The organism is Lentiprolixibacter sp. (assembly GCF_982873095.1).
This window is the reverse complement of the sequence record NZ_CEYNTP010000024.1, coordinates 1-18780: the sequence shown is the minus strand read 5'-3', so window position 1 is coordinate 18780 and position 18780 is coordinate 1. Positions and strand designations below refer to the sequence as shown.

At 47.3% G+C, this 18780-nt stretch carries 9 protein-coding genes, 1 rRNA gene and 1 pseudogene; 6 read left to right on the top strand and 5 right to left on the bottom strand.

The genetic code is table 11. The annotated features are described in order from the left end of the window. Both AC4E7D_RS03125 and AC4E7D_RS03120 read right to left on the bottom strand, forming a co-directional pair. Positions 1–797: ribosomal RNA gene (locus tag AC4E7D_RS03125) — 16S ribosomal RNA — on the bottom strand; the annotation flags it as partial. A 347-nt stretch (positions 798–1144) separates the two neighbouring features. Then, positions 1145–3283, bottom strand: a complete 2139-nt coding sequence (locus AC4E7D_RS03120; protein ID WP_490172349.1) for a putative porin — start codon at positions 3281–3283, stop codon at positions 1145–1147. Between the two features lie 34 nt (positions 3284–3317). Here AC4E7D_RS03120 and AC4E7D_RS03115 point away from each other — a divergent pair, with 34 nt between their 5' ends. The 3 genes from AC4E7D_RS03115 to AC4E7D_RS03105 all read left to right on the top strand — a co-directional run bounded on the left by AC4E7D_RS03115 (position 3318) and on the right by AC4E7D_RS03105 (position 9145). Next, complete coding sequence (locus AC4E7D_RS03115; RefSeq protein ID WP_490172348.1) at positions 3318–7667, top strand: thrombospondin type 3 repeat-containing protein; 4350 nt, start codon at positions 3318–3320, stop codon at positions 7665–7667. After that, positions 7664–8383, top strand: a complete 720-nt coding sequence (locus AC4E7D_RS03110) for a hypothetical protein (protein ID WP_490172347.1) — start codon at positions 7664–7666, stop codon at positions 8381–8383. Before AC4E7D_RS03115 ends, AC4E7D_RS03110 begins: the two co-directional genes overlap by 4 nt. 87 nt (positions 8384–8470) lie before the next feature. Then, positions 8471–9145: a hypothetical protein gene (locus AC4E7D_RS03105; protein ID WP_490172346.1), complete on the top strand. Its 675-nt coding sequence runs from the start codon at positions 8471–8473 to the stop codon at positions 9143–9145. 258 nt (positions 9146–9403) lie between these two features. On the opposite strand, the gene AC4E7D_RS03100 is transcribed toward AC4E7D_RS03105, so the two are convergent. Genes AC4E7D_RS03100 through AC4E7D_RS03090 form a run of 3 tightly spaced genes read right to left on the bottom strand, consistent with a single transcriptional unit; the run spans position 9404 to position 14753 of the window. Continuing rightward, positions 9404–10222: a hypothetical protein gene (locus tag AC4E7D_RS03100; RefSeq protein ID WP_490172345.1), complete on the bottom strand. Its 819-nt coding sequence runs from the start codon at positions 10220–10222 to the stop codon at positions 9404–9406. 17 nt (positions 10223–10239) lie between these two features. Then, positions 10240–11745: a RagB/SusD family nutrient uptake outer membrane protein gene (locus AC4E7D_RS03095; protein WP_490172344.1), complete on the bottom strand. Its 1506-nt coding sequence runs from the start codon at positions 11743–11745 to the stop codon at positions 10240–10242. A gap of 11 nt (positions 11746–11756) precedes the next feature. Then, positions 11757–14753, bottom strand: a complete 2997-nt coding sequence (locus tag AC4E7D_RS03090) for a SusC/RagA family TonB-linked outer membrane protein (RefSeq protein ID WP_490172343.1) — start codon at positions 14751–14753, stop codon at positions 11757–11759. Positions 14754–14992: 239 nt separating this feature from the next. On the opposite strand from AC4E7D_RS03090, the gene rnhB reads away from it, so the two are divergent. The 3 genes and pseudogenes from rnhB to AC4E7D_RS03075 all read left to right on the top strand — a co-directional run. Beyond that, on the top strand, positions 14993–15589 hold the full coding sequence (gene rnhB / locus AC4E7D_RS03085; protein WP_490172342.1) for a ribonuclease HII: 597 nt from the start codon (positions 14993–14995) through the stop codon (positions 15587–15589). Positions 15590–15695: 106 nt separating this feature from the next. Beyond that, the gene (locus tag AC4E7D_RS03080; RefSeq protein WP_490172341.1) at positions 15696–18149 is read left to right on the top strand and encodes a ribonuclease HII; all 2454 of its coding nucleotides are present in this window, start codon (positions 15696–15698) and stop codon (positions 18147–18149) included. Positions 18150–18256: 107 nt separating this feature from the next. Further along, positions 18257–18780, top strand: a pseudogene (locus tag AC4E7D_RS03075) (OmpA family protein); the annotation flags it as partial.

Here is an 18780-nt window from a genome sequence, read left to right as displayed (position 1 = left end):
ACCGGGGTATCTAATCCCGTTCGCTCCCCACGCTTTCGTCCATCAGCGTCAGTCGATAGTTAGTGACCTGCCTTCGCGATTGGTGTTCTATGTAATATCTATGCATTTCACCGCTACACTACATATTCCAGCCACTCCACTATGACTCAAGACAACCAGTATCAAGGGCAGTGCTACGGTTGAGCCGCACCATTTCACCCCTGACTTAATCGCCCGCCTGCGGACCCTTTAAACCCAATGATTCCGGATAACGCTCGGACCCTCCGTATTACCGCGGCTGCTGGCACGGAGTTAGCCGGTCCTTATTCTTACAGTACCGTCAGCAGGGTACACGTACCCCTTATTCTTCCTGTATAAAAGCAGTTTACAACCCGTAGGGCTGTCTTCCTGCACGCGGCATGGCTGGATCAGGCTTGCGCCCATTGTCCAATATTCCTCACTGCTGCCTCCCGTAGGAGTCTGGTCCGTGTCTCAGTACCAGTGTGGGGGATCCCCCTCTCAGGGCCCCTACTTATCGTAGCCTAGGTAAGCCGTTACCTCACCTACTAGCTAATAAGACGCATAGCCATCCTTTACCGCCGTAACTTTAAATATCTTACGATGCCATAAAACATTACTATGGGATATTAATCCGGATTTCTCCGGGCTATCTCCCAGTAAAGGGTAGGTTCTATACGCGTTACGCACCCGTGCGCCGGTCGTCAGCGGTTTGCAAGCAAACCCTGTTACCCCTCGACTTGCATGTGTTAAGCCTGCCGCTAGCGTTCATCCTGAGCCAGGATCAAACTCTTCATCGTGAAATCTTAAAATAACATCTCAACTATAAAGTAATTCAGATCCTGCCCCTTTATTCCTCATTGTTTTGGAAATAATTCTTTGTTGCATTCCTCCCCAATCCCATCATTTTAAAAAACAACAGAACAAGAAAAAAACGCGTCTCTGCCAATATTTCAATGAACTTTTTTCAATCCAAACCCTACGATATCTCTTCCACATTCTTTCCAACTCCCTCGTAAAGCGGGTGCAAATATAGAGGACTTTTTTGGGTTGCACAACAGTAACCAAAAAAAATTTTTGACAGCCCTTCGCCTATTGTTAATAACCGCCAGCTAAAGAATAACTTAACCCTAAAATCTTCGCAAAATCAGGAGAAAAAATTCCATACCAACCCAAAACGGATCACGAAATCCCGGTACGGATAATTGGGTGCAGCATAAAAGCTGTTCCCGGTAAATGAAGAATTAAAATGCTCTGCCTTTAAATAGATACGCGTCTGCCTCACCTTGGCGTTAATGAAGAAATCCAGCATTGGAAAGGAACCCAGTTCCTCTCGGTTTTGCACATAAAACTCCGCAAGCAAAGGATTGTAGGCATCCATATAATAGGAAGTGAAGTATTTGAAGGTCACTCCTGTTTGTATATACATCGCCTTTTTGAATACATCGTCAGAGAAATACAGGGTATTGCGCGTGACCAGCTGGGGAAGGTTGAGCACCTGGTTGCTCTGTGACACGTTCTGATACATAACCGTATTGTTTAACGCCCACTTCCCCAATCTGAATTCTTTATTATACCGGGCTTTCAGGATACTTACCGCATCACTTTCCTGAAACGGACGTACAAAGGCGTTTTCTGTCCCTGCCTCAATCTGCTCCTGGTTTGCCGTCGACGCGAAATAGGAATAATTGTCTACAGTGGAATACTTGACCATTACATCTCCCCATTTTCGCGAGGTCAGATCTACCTGGAGACTACTCACTTTCTGATTATCAAATACCTGGTCATTCTGCCAGTTGTAGTTCTCGTATTCGGACTGATATAATAAATAGTTGTAGTCCGGTAAACGGGAAGAGGCATGCAGCGTGGCCTTTAAGTCAAAAAGCTCCCCGAAACTATAGGCAGCCGATCCGGTTAGAAAGTAATCGGTAAGTTCACCGGAAAGGGTGTAGGCTCCGTTTCCCGTCAACTCAAAATCTCCCACTGTTTTCTGGTACATAGCCCCTAAGCTGATCTCTTCCCCCCTGAGTTGGTTGGCGATAGTCCCTTCCCCGGTTAACAACAGGCTGTCAAAATAATAATCGTAATTATAAAGGTTGACATATCCCGTTAGGGACCCCAGCAAGCGGTTGCTGAAATTTAAACTCAGCTGGTTGATAAAAGTCTTCAAGGTCGCCTTGTCGTCTATGGGCGTTAAAAAAGCAGGGCCGAAAAAATCAACCTGACTATCTTGTTGGAACTGATAGTATTTGGTCTCGTAATTAAACAGGTGGCCCAGGGTAAGAGAGGTGGATCTTCGCTTCAGGCTATCCTGCCGGGCCTGTACCAGGGCAAACTGATGGTCCAAATAGTAGCGTTTCCCCAACACCTTATTCTGGGCATTGGTGAAGACCACATCCAGACGGGAGCGATCTGTAAAATCATCATTTTCAGATTCGAATTGAAGTTCTTTCAAAAGCAGCCCCCCATTTTCTTCTCCGATGAGGTCCTGAGCGGCCCAATGGGCGCGAAACCTGTATCGGCCATTTTTGGTCACATAGTTGGCCGTGGAGCGGAAATTTCCGGATTCGGCCTGGTTAAATTGATACTTCCCCAGGGAACGGAAACCCTTGAAGGCTAAAGAGAAATTGAAACGCCTTGAAGTATTCACCGTGAGCATGGCATCCAGGAGTTGCCCCTGTTCAAAGGTCGTTTTGAAAAACAAATCCGTCATGGGCGTGGCTACATTGTAATACTGTATATCCTCAATTTCCATATAGTTGAAATGACGCGCACTGGCACCTATTCGTGGATAAAGTTGAATCCTGTCCAGGTCTATTCCCAGTCGGTTGTATGGCTGACCTACGTTTGAGAAAGGCATGAGTTCAAAATCATCCCGCCTCAGGTAATTGTACCGGTATTCCTTCTGAATGGTAAGCGTGGTGTCCAAAAAGGTAGTATCCCGCTGATGGGAAATGATCCTGTAATCCTTTATAGTGATTTCCTGGGTGTCGCCTGTAGGGGCCATCGGCATTTTAGGCCTTGTTCTTTGCTTTTGCAGGCTATCCTTTGGTGTTCCAGGAGGTAAAGGTCGCTCCTGTGCCATCAGAAAGGTTCCGGAAAACAGGATTAATAACAGCAGGCAATGTTTCATGGTCTGTAGATACGGGAACAAAGGTAGTTTTTTTGTGATAACCAATATGCCAAGGCTTTCATAAGTATGGCCTACCAGCAATCTTTCCAGGCCCCGGGTAATTAAGAGCTTTTTAACTATTCCGTTTAACGTAAAAAATTGAAAATTCGCCATATTTTCAGCATATTTAGGGGCTCAAAAAATTGTTATGATAAGAAAAGTACTTCTTATACTCTTACTGTGCAGTTTTGTTTCCTACGGTCAGGTCACCCCCACCCCTGCTGGAATCGAAGCTGCCGATGGTTCTCAGCTATTCTTTTCTGACGTTCCCGGTAAACCCGTTAATCTGTATGAAGTACAGGAGGTAATGGAACGCTATTGGGAAGGGCGGGATCGCAACCAAAAAGGAAGCGGTTACAAACCTTACAAAAGATGGGAGAACTACTGGATGTATTTTGTGGACCAGAATGGGTACCTCCCTACTTCCAAAGAACTATATGATGCTTGGCAAGCTAAGGCCTCCTCAGCAAGGACCCCCAATCCCACCGCCGACTGGTCGGCCATTGGTCCCTTCAATCCGGGCACTTCGGGAAGCGGACTCCCCGGCACGGGTAGGATCAATGCCATTGCCGTAGATCCTAACAATCCCAACATATGGTATGCCGGAGCCCCTGCAGGAGGCATCTGGAAAACCACCAATGCGGGGGGTAGCTGGACCAACCTTTTTGATAATTTCCCACAGATAGGGGTATCAGGCATTGCGATTGACCCCAATGATTCCAATACCATATATATAGCAACCGGGGATGATGATGCAGCAGATTCCTACAGCATCGGGGTGTATAAATCCACAGACGGGGGGCAGAGCTGGAATGAAACGGGCTTGAATCCTTCCAACACCAATGTGAACTCCCTGATGAACGAGATCATAATAGATCCCACAGATTCAAACGTCCTCTGGGTAGCCACCAGTGTTGGGCTATATAAGACGACAGATGCAGGGGCAACTTGGGTAGAGATGCTGCCTGGATTTATCGCGGATCTGAAAATGAAACCCGGAAATACCAATTCTAACACCTTATATGCGGTTGTAGGGCGATATGTAGGCGGTAGCGGTAATCAGGTTAGTTTTTTCAAAACATCAAACGGTCAGGACTTTACCGCCCTGGATGACCCACTACTCCCAACCAGTGCGGGAAGGGCGGTTTTAGGGGTTACTCCGGCTGACCCGGAGGTGCTGTATATCCTGGCAGCCAACACCGGCAGCAGTAATTTCAGCTACCAGGGGTTGTATAAATCGACTGATAGCGGGGCTACTTTTACGGAAAGCCCCAATACCACCAATATCATGGAATCCAGCCAGGCCTGGTTCGACCTGGCCCTGGAGGTTTCCCCAACAGATGCCAATACGCTATTCATGGGCTGCCTTAATATCTGGAGAAGTATCAATGGCGGGAATTCCTTTACCAGAATTGCCAACAACAGCAGTAGCACTAGCGTAACGACCGGAACTTATACCCATGTAGATATCCATACCCTTAAATATTTCGGCAACCGATTATTCGTAGGCTCCGATGGTGGCTTATGGGTCTCAGAAAACGGGGGGGCTGCCTTTACGGATGTTACGTCTAACATGGCCGTAACTCAATTTTATAAAATAGCAATTGCTGGCAGTAACAGCAATAAGATCGCCGGTGGTACACAGGACAATTCCGGCTTTATATTCAATGATAATGTTTGGAATAGCTACACCCGTGCAGACGGGATGGATTATGAGTTTGATCCGAACAACACCGACATTATTTATGGCTTCTCACAATTTGGACAGGTACTCTTTATTTCGACAAACTCGGGTCAATCTGCCACAACGATCGGCGCCCCGAGGGATGACGAGGGTAACAGGGTTGAAGGTAACTGGATTACCCCACTTGCGGTAGGAGGTGACAGCCAGGTCTATGCAGGCTATGATGCTATCTACCGTCTCAATGGCAGTTCCTGGGAAAAACTTTATACCATACCCAGCACCGAAGGCGGTATTGAAGATATTGAAGTGGACCCCTCGAATCCATCGGTTATCTACGCCGCCGAAGGCACCTTTGTACACAGGAGTGAGGACGGGGGACAAACCTTTAGTGCCTTTTTTAACGCGGATGCGGTGATTTCAGACATTGCCATCAACACCAATGACGGTTCTGCTATTTATGTAGCCACCTCCTTGCGGGTGGGCCGGAACCAGTCTGCACAACAAGGCATTACGCGCAAAATATTCAAAGTACCCGTAAATAACGGTGTGGCCGGACCTGAAGTAGACATCACAGGAGACCTGCCAACAGACCAGGCCTTCTTTGCCCTGGTCCACCAGGGGAGGCATACAGATAACCCGGTGTATGTTGGCACCAGCCTTGGGGTCTATCGCATTGACGATACCCTCATTAATGAAACCGATGAGTCCCTCACGGAATGGGAAGAATATTTTGCCAACCTGCCCAGCGTTTCCTACAGCGATCTGGAGATCAGCCTGGAAGACGAGGTCATCGTGGCCTCAACCTACGGACGCGGTGCATGGAAATCCGCCATACCCATACAGGTCCCTGATGATGATGTGCGTCTGTTATCTGTTACCCCTGAAGGGTTTAATGTGCTATGTGGGGAGATCTTCCCGGAGATCACTGTGGAAAATAAAGGGTCCAACCCCATTACCAGCATTGACATTACCTACCGGGTGAATGGCGGGGCAGATCAAAACCTAACAGAGCCGGTTACGCTGAACCCCGGGGAAACCACTAACATTTCACTGCCCTCCCTTAATATTGGGACTACTGGCCCGGTAACACTGGATGTGGAGACCAACATCACCAATGATGCCTTTGCAGACAACAATGCATTAAGCAAAACCTTTTTTGCAAATGCCTTTGGGGTGGGGGATGCCCTGAATACCTTTGAAGACGGTAATAATGAACTCATCACTTATAATGACGGCGATCCCAACAACAGCGTGTGGGAAAGGGGTGTGCCATCAGGCAACCTGCTGAACCAGGCGGCCTCGGGAACGCAGGTCTATGGTACCAACCTGGCAGGTAACCACCCGGACGGGGTTAAGGGCTATATCGTAAGCAACTGCTACGAACTGTCCTCCATCCTGGCCCCGGTTTTGAAGTTTACCATGGCCTACGACCTCGAAATAAACTTTGACATCGTATACGTGGAATACTCCACGGATGACGGGGCAAGCTGGAATGTGCTGGGGAATGTTAACAGTCAGCCCAACTGGTACAACAGTGACCGCACCAATGAGAGTTCAGGTACAGATGACGACTGCCAGAATTGTCCGGGAGCACAGTGGACGGGTACCAACACTACACTCACAGAATACGCCTATGATTTCGTGGCTAATGCTGCCCTCGGTGAGACCGATCTCACCAACGAACCCAACGTGCTGTTCCGAATCGTTTTCCATTCCGATCCTGCTGTCAACCAGGAAGGGGTGGTCATAGATGATTTTGTGGTGGAAGGATTTCAGGACGATGATGATGACGATAACGACGGTGTCCTGGATGTTGATGATAACTGTCCGTTAGTGGGTAACGCCAATCAGTTGGATACTGATGGGGATGGGCTGGGAGATGCCTGTGACAATGATGACGATAATGATGGCATACTGGATATAGATGACAACTGCCCGCTGGTGGCCAATGCCGATCAGGCAGACGCTGACGGCGACGGAATCGGGGATCCCTGTGATGAAGATGCTGATAATGACGGAGTACCCAACAGTTTGGACCTGTGTGCAGATACCCCGGAAGGGACTATTGTTGATGTAACGGGTTGCCCGGTATTTACCTTACCCCCTGACAATTTCAGCATTCTCGTAACCGGAGAATCCTGCAGGAGTAGCAATAATGGTAGCATCGCAATTACGGCTGCACAAAACCTGGATTACACAGCCACAGTAACCGGGCCCAATACCAATGAGGTCATCAATTTTAATGACACCCTTGAAGTCAGTGGGCTTGCTTCCGGAGATTATACGGTTTGCATTACAGTTGCCGGGCAACCAGGTTATGAAAATTGTTTTGACCTCAGTGTTACACAACCGGAAGACCTCTCTGTATCTTCCAGGGTTGGTTCCCTTGATAGTGAAGTCACAATAAACCTTTCTGGAGGGAAGTCGTATACCATTATCTTAAATAATGAGGTATATCGCACAACCGAAAGCGAGATTACTTTGCCCCTGAACAAAATAGAAAATACCCTGACGATTAGTACGGATAAAGCCTGCCAGGGCACCTATGAGGAAACTATTTTCCTCAGTTCTAAGCTGCTGGTGTACCCGAACCCAATTGAAGGCAGTGATCTGAACATATTTATGGGGGATAATGAATTGGAAGAAGTTGAAATTTCCCTGTTTACAATGAATGGGGTAAAACTTATGGGGAAACAATATCCCTTGATCAACCGGGAAATTCGACTGAATATGGGCGGACTTGCCAGGGGTATTTACCTGTTGAATATCCGTACGAAACGTTCCCTGGTGAACTATAAAATTTTAAGAAAATGAACTGGAAATACATACTGAGCATATTCCTGATCAGCGGGCTATTGGCCTGTGGAGGAGGAGGGGACGAACCTGGTTCCGGCCCGGATCCCGAACCAGATCCGGTAGCAGTACCTTCAGCAGCTACCCTGGTTTTCCCCGACAATAACAGTGAATGCAATGAGGGGGAGGTCCTGAACGACACCCAAAGCCAGGTGTTATTTCAATGGAACGCTTCCCAGAATACAGATTCCTATGAAGTGAACCTGAAAGACCTGAGCAATAATAATTTCTCTCGGACCGTATCCAATACAAACTCTGCGCTGATCACACTCAAAAGGGGCAACCCCTATGAGTGGTATGTGGTATCACGTGCCAATGGCACCAACGAGACCGCCACCAGTGCTACCTGGAGGTTCTACAACACAGGTCCCGGCGTAGCGAACTACGCGCCTTTCCCTGCAATAGCTATTTCTCCGCCCAGGGGTGCGTCCATTAACAGCACGGGAACGGTAACCCTGGAATGGGAAGGCAGTGACGTAGATAATGACCTGGTGGAATACGATGTATTTTTTGGTACAGATGCTGCCGCAGATACCCTTCTGGACACGCTGTCCGAGAATTCGCTGCAAACCGATGTTACCACGGGCCAGGGGATCGTATACTACTGGCGTGTGCGTTCAAGGGACAGTGCAGGAAATAGTTCCTTCTCTGAAATCTTTGATTTTAGAGTGAACTGATATTGTACTGATATCCCCTATCTTTGCAATCTTCCATGAAAAATGGACCAATTTTTGTTATACACTATTAATCTATTAAAATACACTATGAGAAAAACACTAATTATAGCCGTTCCGGCCATTATGATCAGTTATGGTAGCATTGCACAGGGATCTCCTGCCATGGAACTCCCAACGGTATATGTACAGAATACAGTTACGGGAAGTAATCGTGTACCTTCCAATGTGCTTGGATCCCCTTACCTGAACGAGGAATTTGTGGTGGGTACCGTCACCATCAAGGGAGAAGAATCTTACCAAACTCTTTTGCGTTACAATGCTTTTAACGATGAACTGGAAATGCGCAACGGGAATACCACCAGTGCGGTGATGAAACGCGATTATATTACTGTCCGTTTGGGAAGTGAGGTTTTCAGTGTTCATCCCTATACTTATGACGATGGGATCAAGAATGGCTATTTTAACGCCCTTAATGAAGGTAATGCTGTTTTGCTTCGTCGCCGGCAGGTAATACTTCGTGAGGGACAGGCCGCTACCTCCTCCTACGGGAAAGACAAACCCCCGAAGTTTGAGTTGGTGGAATCTTACTACATCAGTATAGACGGGGAAACCGCACAGCCCGTTAAACTGAACAAGAAAGGTGTACTGACGGCCCTTGATGGTAGCAACAATGATTTGGGCAGTTATGTAAAAAAGAATAAGCTTAAATTAAAATCTGAAGCGGAAGTACTCCAACTACTGGAGCACTATAATACGCTCTAAAGATCCTGCCGACAAATAAAAAAGCCCCGCCAGTACTGCGGGGTTTTTTTATGATACGAAATAACAATTACGCTACTAGTTCCTTTTAAGGTCATCAACTTCATATATCCACCAGTATTTGATAGTATAAGGTGTGCTCTGGTTATTCCTGTGAGGTTGGACAAACCCTCTCATTATTTGGTAACACCAATAGTAATACAAAAGAAAAACCCGTGAGCGAACTCACGGGTTTTTATATGAATCAGTCAGGAAATACTCCTACTGCCTGGTCAATGTAAATTGATACGGACCAAATGTCGCTAACGGACCGGTACATTGAACTTCTCCAATACTCTCATCGTAAGAAGAATCTGTGTATTCAAAGGTACGGAACAGCGCTACAGTTGGGAATCCAGCATCAAAGATCACTTCACCGTTACAGGTCAGGAAAGACATAACGGTTCCATCAGCGATGTATTCGTTGAATCCTGGGCTGTTGTTAATGACCACCTTGGTTCCTGAAGGATCGTTAGGCGCCAGAGAAAGCTCCAGTTGATAAGCTTCACCAAAGAAATCGGCAAGGCCTAATGGTGCATTAACCCCGTCAGTAAAGTTCTCAAATACATCAAAGGTACCTACAAAGGCATTGATATCGATGGGGCAGTCATCATCAACGATAGTAATGACCCTGCTTACCCTGAAGTTTTCTTCACCTCCAATACCAATTGGCACTGAAGCTCCGGTAATTTCAATGGTTACATCAATATCGCCATCAACAATAATGTTGTTTATAACAGACAGGGAAATATCGGCAGAGAATTCTCCTGCGGGGATATCAATAGTCCCTGATGCCGGTTCAACAACATATCTTGAGGCATCGGAAGAAGTTACCGTAAAATTAACGGAAACTCCACTTTCGTTTTCTCCACTTCCCAGTTCCACTGTAGTGATCACCGGGTCTGTGGTATCCTCGGTTACCGTACCTGTGGTAGCACTCAACTGCACAAAACCATCAGGCGTATCGAAGACAATTACATCTTCCTCACAGGAAGTGAGAAGACCTAAAGCTGCGATTAAACTAAATATATACTTTTTCATTGTTTACACTTTTATAATTAGTATCCTGGGTTTTGTTGTTCACGCAGCCCCGGGTTGGCATTGAACTCCACAATAGGGAGCGGCAAAGTAAACCTGAAATCCGTCGGGCTCAAAGAGCATGCACCATTAAAGGCACAGTCAATAGCATCCTTGGTTACTTCACGGTTGGCCCGTACCCCTAGCCTTTTAAGGTCCTTGTAACGATGTCCCTCAAAGGCCAGTTCAATTCGCCTTTCATCCAGGATGGCTCCGAAAGCCTCCTGCTGGCTGGCAAAAGTTGGCAGCGAAGTATCCGTTCCAAAACGAGCATCACGCAGTTGCTTCAGGAGGGCTGCCACAGAATTGGAAGCTCCATTCAAACTACCGGCATCGGCATAGGCCTCGGCACGGATCAGCAGCATTTCTGAAGCCCTGAAGATCTTCAGATCGTTCATCAATGGCTGTCCCTCAGATCCGGGATATTTCTGAACAACAAGGATATCCAGAGCAGGATCATTGTTGGTCGCATAATCCGGGTCGATCAGACTGGTAGGTGCCACGTTGACATCGTAACGAATGTCAGCTGGATCAAGCTCATTAAACAGGGAACGTCCCATTTCAAAGTATGGGGATCCGGCAAGCGTAGCATCCACAAAGGCGAAACGGGCCCCTGCCCATCCCCCTGCAGCAGCACTACCAGTAGCTCCTTGTCCGTCATAGGTATCATTGTTGGTTCGCTCGAGCTTGAAAATGATCTCAGTATTGTCTGTATCAAGGAATACACCTTCATACTGCGCCCGGTTAGCCAAAGGATACTTGTCGATCAGCTGCTGGCTGAACGTAGCCGCTGTAGCATAATCTCCGCGGTAAGCAGCGATTCTTGCACGCATAGCAGCGATAAAGTCCTTGTTGATCCGGGTAGGATCACTCGTATCATCACTTAACAGGGCATTGGCATCTGTAAGATCTTGAAGGATAAAGCTCCATACATCCCCTGCAGGATCACGCAAAGGTTGGGCGTCAATAGCAGGTACAAAATCCATAATAGGTACACCAAACACACTGTTATCGGTATAATCCGTTACGAAATAGGACATCAGTTCAAAGTGGGCAAAAGCACGCAGTGCAAGAGCCTCTCCCAAAACTTGGTCATAAGTAGCCTGCTCTGTAGCGTCTTCCGGCACAATAAGTTCTGCACCTTCAATAAGAAGGTTAGCAGATACAATTGCCGCATAGTTACGGGTCCAGAAGTTAGCCGGGGCAACGCTTCCCGGGTTAAGAACAAACCCGTAGTCTGCCAGTCCCTGGCCACCGTTGTCAAATCCAATAGACAATTCATCTGTAAAAATAGATGTAAAAGCTATTTCCGGGGTAGTATCGATGTTGTCATACACACCAAACAGACCTTGCTGGAGGTCATCCACAGTCTGGAAGGCCGCATCCGCATCCAATCTACCCGGCTGGTCGATTTCAATAGCATCGTTACACGCTACCAGCGTGAACACCATGCCAATCAGGTAAAATATCTTTCTGTAATTTTTCATTGCTAAATTTTTTAAAGTCCTAATTCAAATCCGAAGGAAACTGTCCTTGGTGTTGGATATTGCCTTGAGGTGTTCGTAAGTGCTTCTGCATCAAAACCTCTCCATTCTGTAATTGTGAACAGGTTCTCAGCATTACCAAATACACTCAGGCTCTTGATACCGGTTCCTTCCAGGAAGCGTTTTGGGAAGTTATATCCGATGGTTGCAAATCGCAGACGGATATAATCCGCATCCCTCAGGTAGCGGTCAGAGGCAAAGGCAGCACGGTTAGGTGCATCGTACCTCGGAATGTCCGTAATCCTGTTATCCGGCGTCCAGGCACGGAGCAGGTCACGTGAGCTCCTGAACTGTCCGATGTTATCCGGATTCTGGAAACCTGACAGGTCAAAATCATAACGGTCTACACCAATGGTATAGTTAAACTGCGTTTGAAGGAAGAATCCTTTGTAGTCCATGTTAAACCCGAAACTACCGTTCCAGTCTGGGAAAATGTTTTTATCCAGCCATACACGGTCGGTGTCTGCATCAGGATTCTCGGTTACGTTACCATCGGCATCCAGGAACAACAGGTTACCATTGGCTGGGTTAACCCCGGCATAGCGAATGGTAAAGTACTCAAAGAGTTTTCCTCCGTTACGACCGGTTCCGATAAGCTCACCTTCCTCGTTTGGAATATTATCCAACTCCTGTTTGTTGTAGTTACCTACCAGGTTCAGGGTAAGGTTGAAGCCATCCTGTTCGTCAGAACGGATCAGATCATAATTAATTGTAAAATCTATACCTGTGTTCTTCAGGTCACCAGTATTTGCATTCAATTGGGTAATTCCATTAACTGCAGAAATTGGTGTGCTTTGGAAGAGGTCTGAGGTCTCCTTGATGTATCCATCAACAGATCCACGGAGCCTGCTATCAAAAACCTCAAAATCGATACCTACGTTCGCCTGGGATACGGTCTCCCACCTCAGCGTTGTATTTGCAATTTGAGATCGGAAGATAGAGTTATTAAGTGCATAACCCTGTCCTGTTGCGAAAAGGTTCTTGGTAAGGTCAGGTGCGGTAAAGTAGCCACCACCAGCAATTCGCTGGTTACCTGCTGTACCGTAAGAACCACGCAGTTTTAACTGGTTGAATACAGATCCCTGCATAAAACTCTCGTTATGAATGTTCCAACGGGCAGCCAGGGAGTAAAAGTTCGCCCATTTGTTACTTCCTGCAAAACGGTAGGAAGCATCCCTACGGAAGGTTCCTGTAAATCCGTATCGGCTGTCGAAGTCGTAATCGGCCTGGGTAAAGTAAGAGAATAATCCGGCATTCAGGATTTGTGCCTGTGGGTTATCTACCCTCAACAATCCTCCTGTATTCGGGCTGATGGAAACCTGGATCAGACCAGATCCGTCACCGGGGTAGAAGGTTTTTGGGTTCAAACCGTTGGCAAAGTAACCAAACTGCCTGAAGTGTGCCTTAAAGTACTCCATATAGGCCCCGGCATCCAGGGAATGTTTTCCCCACTGGTTGTTATAGTTCAGGGAAGTTACCTGGTTGTATGAAAACTGTCGGGTTGTAATTTGTTGTTGGAAACCAGACTGCGGGTTTTCTTCCCCACCAAAAAGGAGGGCGTTAAAAGAATCCGGAGCTTCAGCCCTGGTCAGGAATTCGCTCTGGTAGTCCGCACTTAAAACGGCCCGGGCTTCCAGATTAGGAGCAATTTCGTAAGAAGCGTTTACACTACCTACAATCTTCACCTCTTCCTCTTTCCTGGTATAGGTCCTCAGACGGTCGATCAGGAAGAGGGGTGTGTTGCTAAACAACAGCGGGGATAAAAGTGCAGCTCCATCTACATAATCGTCTGGCGAGATATAAGGAACGGACTGATAGGCCCCCAGGATGTAGTTCCTGTTGATCGCACCGGATCCGATACTGTTCGGCTCGTTAGACTGAGAGTAGTTGATAGTAAAGCTTGTACTGTAATTGAATTTATCATTTTCGGATCTACCTGATGTGTTGTTTCGGATATTGAAACGCTTCAGGTCAGAATCCTGCAGGATACCCTGCTGATCAAAGTACCCGAAAGAAGTAAACTGAGAAAACTTCTCCGCACCACTCTGCAAGGATAGCGTATGGTTCTGTGTAAGACCGGTGTCAAAGAAATAATCGGCCCAATCTGTAGTTCCATAAGTAGCGATCTCTGCAGGAGTGAGGGTTCCTCCAAGACCAGCTCCCCTTTCGTTCTCCAGGGTCAATTGCTCCTGGGAATCCATCAGGTCATAATCGTTGTCCTGAAGGGAACTGAAACTGAGGATCCCTGAGTAATTGATCTGCAAAGGAGCATTGAAACTTCCCTGTTTGGTTTTGATGATCACCACCCCGTTTGCTCCCCGGTTACCGTAAATTGCGGTAGCCCCGGCATCCTTCAGTACAGAAATACTGGCGATGTCCTGTGGGTTCAAACTCCTGAAGTTGTCTTCATCAACCGGTGCACCATCTATAATAAATAAGGGCTCGGTGTTACCGTTGATGGAAGTTACCCCACGAAGGTTTACTGTTGAGTTAGCACCGGGCTGACCGGAAGTAGTGGTAATGTTCAAACCAGCTACCTGTCCGGAAAGCGTCTGTACGAAACTCGCATTCGGACGGTTCTCAATGGTCTCCGCCGAGATAGTAACCGACGCAATACTGGACTTTTCCTTAGGAGCAGTTCGGTACCCCTGTACCACTACCTCCTGAAGGGCCTCAGCGTCTTCTTCCATCACAACGTTGATCACATTGGCAGAACCGACAGTGCGATCTGTTGTTTTAAGTCCTAGGTAACTAAAACGAAGTACCTGTCCAACGTTTGCCCGAATGGAATAATTTCCATCAAAATCGGTCTGAACACCTGTACTAGTACCTACAATCACAACAGCAACCCCTCCCAGAGGAATGCCTGTTTGATCCGTAACGTTACCAGAAATCGTCTTCTCCTGTGCAAAAGAGAAGGTCATGCATAACACCAGAAGCGGTGTTAACATCCAAGTTAACTTTGATCTCATTTAATTAGTTTTTTGAATTAGTCAAGGGACAAATTTGCTAATAAATCGTTAACTATGCAAGAAAACAAGGGGTTTACACGGGGTTTCTGTTAAAAAATTTCACATTATTACGGAATTATCAACAGAAGTGTTAATTTTTCACTTATTGTTTAATCTTTTTTAAATAAAACTAAACATAATTTGGCGCGTTACGCAAAACTTTATAAACTCTTCGGTTAATGTTACAGGCCTACCTTCACAGTCCTTTGGAAGCAGGTACGGATGAAGCCGGACGCGGTTGTCTGGCGGGTCCGGTGACGGCCGCAGCCATTATTCTAAAACCCGACTTTTCCCACAAAAACCTCAATGACTCCAAGCTGCTTTCGGAAAAGAAAAGGCTGCAGTTGCTACCTGTGCTGCAAGAGGCTGCTCTTGCCTTTGGGGTGGCACATGTTTTTCCCGAAATAATCGACGAGATCAATATTCTGAACGCCTCTATCCGGGCTATGCACCTGGCCCTTGATCAATTGTCAAGCAGGCCGGAATTCGTTTTGGTCGATGGCAATAAATTTTCAGCCTATCAAGGCATCCCGCATGCCTGTATTGTAAAGGGCGACCGTAAATTCATGCACATTGCTGCGGCCTCCGTACTGGCCAAAACCACGCGCGACAGCTACATGGAAAAGATTCACCGGGAATACCCTATGTACGCCTGGAATAAAAACAAGGGCTACCCCACTGCGGAGCATCGGGAAGCGCTGAAAAAATACGGCCCCTGTCCGTATCACCGGAAGAGCTTCCGCTTGCTGCCTGAACAGCTGCGTCTTGATTTATGATCCACCTCAGCTGTTGGTAATAGGGCTTTAAGGCCCGAGTGTAAATTTCGACTTGCCGGCATACAGATATTCTTAACTTTGCTTTTGACTTCGCAACAGATCAAAAATGAGATACTGGGTATACCTGCTGCTATTCGGAATCCTAAGCACGGCCTGCACACGCAAAAAAAAGGAAGACAACAACCTGATTGAGTTTATTCCACAAGACGCTTCCGTAATCCTGCAAATACAAAACCTTTCCAATTTTAAGAGCGACCTGAAGAATTGCGCCTACCTCACTACATTTAAGAAAGAAGGAGGTTCCACTTTGCTGGAAATGCCTGGCGGTCTGTTACAAGAGGTGGATTCAGACAGCAGCGCCACCCTGAGCCTTAGTCAGCGGGATGGAAAAGAGGTGATGGTCCTTGCCACCTTCAGGGCCTCAACCCGTTTCCCTGAAGACACCACCCTAGTGACCCCATTAACATCGATCACTGTTGAAGGCGTATCCCTAACCCAATATAGCCGGGACAGCCTGCAGCTATATTCCATGGAAAGGGGCGATGTATCGCTCTGGTCAGAAGATCCGGAACTACTTGCCAGACTTGCCAATCAAAGAAGTCAACCCACTCCAGCTTTAGACCAACTGCTTAAGACCGCAAACGGAAGAACATCCGCTACCCTCTATCGCAAAGGGGCTCAAGATCGTTTTACCAGGTTTTTCCCATTTGTCGAGCCTGAATCAAACAGGGATTCCCTCGCACCTACCTGGCAGGTCATGGATATCAACCTGGAACAGGCAGCTGTTTCAGGAAGCGGTATCGTCTCCCATCCGGATTCGTTGCCGTCCTGGGGTTCCCTGTTCCGGGGCACCCAACCTCTGGAGAACAGACTGGCCGCACTGGCACCATTAGATGCGGACGCCCTGCTTTCATTTACATTCGACAATTACACCCAGTTTGTAAGAAATCAGCAAAACTTCCTGGGAGAAGGAACCCTTCAGGAGGATTTGTTCTCGGCGCTGGAGTCTGTAGGCATCATCTACCTAAAGGGGGAGGAAGTGGTGGTCCTCAATATGTTCGATTCCGCTGCTTTGGAAGCTTTTTTGGGGGAAGACCAAACCGGCAGCCGGCAGTTTCAGGGTAGCGAGATCCTGACCCTGAGGAACGGGGATTTCCTCAGCATCTACTTTAAACCCATCATCAGTGATTTCAATGCTCTTTATGTTACCCGGCTGGAAAACCAGTTCATCTTTGCCTCTTCTGCCAAATCTCTCGAAGCGGTCCTGCAGGCCTTTAACAGCGGGGCTGTTTATGAGCTAAACCCGGTATACGAGAGCAGCTCCAGGTTCAGGTCACGGGAAGCCTCATTGGAGTTCATTGCCGACGCAAAGGGCATGAAAGCACTTATGGATACACCCCTTTTTAATGAAAGCGGGCTGCAGGAATCCACCCCTTTCCCATCAGGTTTTGCTTACTCCGGGCAACTGGTGTCGGGATCCGACTACTATTTCAACAATATGGCGGTTTCACGTATTGGCAAGCCTGCCATGCGCTATACGACAACGGAGGTGTTCCGTTTACAACTGGATGCTGAGGTGGCCACAAAGCCGCAATTCGTCATCAACCACAGAAACAGGAAAAAAGAAATCGTGGTACAGGATGCCGAAAACAAATTATACCTCATCTCCCCGGAAGGAAAAATCCTGTGGAAAAAGCAATTAGACAGCAGGGTACAGGGCGAGATCAGGCAGGTTGACATATATAAAAATGGACGATTACAACTGGCTTTTACCACCAACGAGCAGTTCCTCATTTTGGACCGAAATGGCAAAGAGGTAGCCCCTTTCAATATGAGTTTCAAAGGGGGCAACCTGAACCCCCTTGCTGTATTCGATTACGAGAACAACCGCAATTACCGCTTTGTGGTCAGCCAGGGCCGAAAGGTCTTCATGTACAACAGCAGGGGACAAATCGTAAAAGGCTATACGTACACAGAGGCCGAGGCTCCAATCCTGAGGGCACCCCAGCACTTCCGTGTGGGTAGTAAGGACTATCTGGTGTTCCAGCTGGAAAATGGCTCCCTTGAGATCCGCAACCGGGTGGGTAAAACCCGAATTCCTGTAGAGCAGCGCTTCGAGTTTTCGGAGAATCCTGTATACCTTTACCGCAACCAGTTTACATTTACTGACAACACAGGGCGCCTGTACACCATCGATACCAAAGGCAAATTATCCGCCAGCAGGCTCAACCTCGATGCCCTGCACCGCATTGATGCCACGAGCAAGACCCTGGCCACCCTGACTGAAAATATCCTTACCATAAAAGGCAGGCCCATTACACTGGACCTCGGCGTTTATACCGCCCCAAAGATCTTTTATCTGTATGACAAGATCTATGTGAGTGTAACCGACCTCCAAGGGGAAAAAGTATACCTCTTTGACAGTCAAACCAACAGCATCCCGGGCTTCCCGGTTTTTGGTGTTGACGCCATCAGCCTGGACGACCTGGACAACGACCGCGATCTTGAACTGGTCACCAAAGGACAGGGGCAGGACCTTATCCTGTATCGGATGAACTGATACACCATACAACCCCGGCGGTAAGCAAATTCTTGCAACCCACACATTATTAAGTACTAAAAGTTCCTTTTTTAGTATATTAATTACCTCACAAAGAACACTTAACCATGAAAACAAAGCATCCAATACTACTTGGAGCATGTACTATCCTGCTCTTTCTATTTATCATCCCCTCAGCAGAAGGACAATTACTGAAAAAACTTCGAAAACGCGCCGAGAAGGCTGCTGAAGAAGCCGTTATCCGAAAAACCGAGGAAAAGGTGTACAAGGAAACCTCCAAAGGGATGGACAGTATATTAAATCCCAAAACAGGTAAAAAGGAGCCCGCACCTAAACAAAACACGCCGCAACCCCCAAATGGCGAGAACACCGACCAGACTAGCCAGACGGAAAACAACCGGGAAAATGCCGGAGGTGCCCGGGCACTGCAGGTATACAACAAATTCGATTTCGTGCCCGGGGACGAATTGCTCTTTTTTGACGATTTCTCCAATGACTTCATCGGTGACTTCCCGGCAAAATGGAATACCAATGGTGGCGGTGAAGTGGTAAGGTTTGATGACGAAAGTGGTAACTGGCTGGAACTAAATTCAGGTGGCAACACCTATTATATTGCAAACCTCAACGGGCT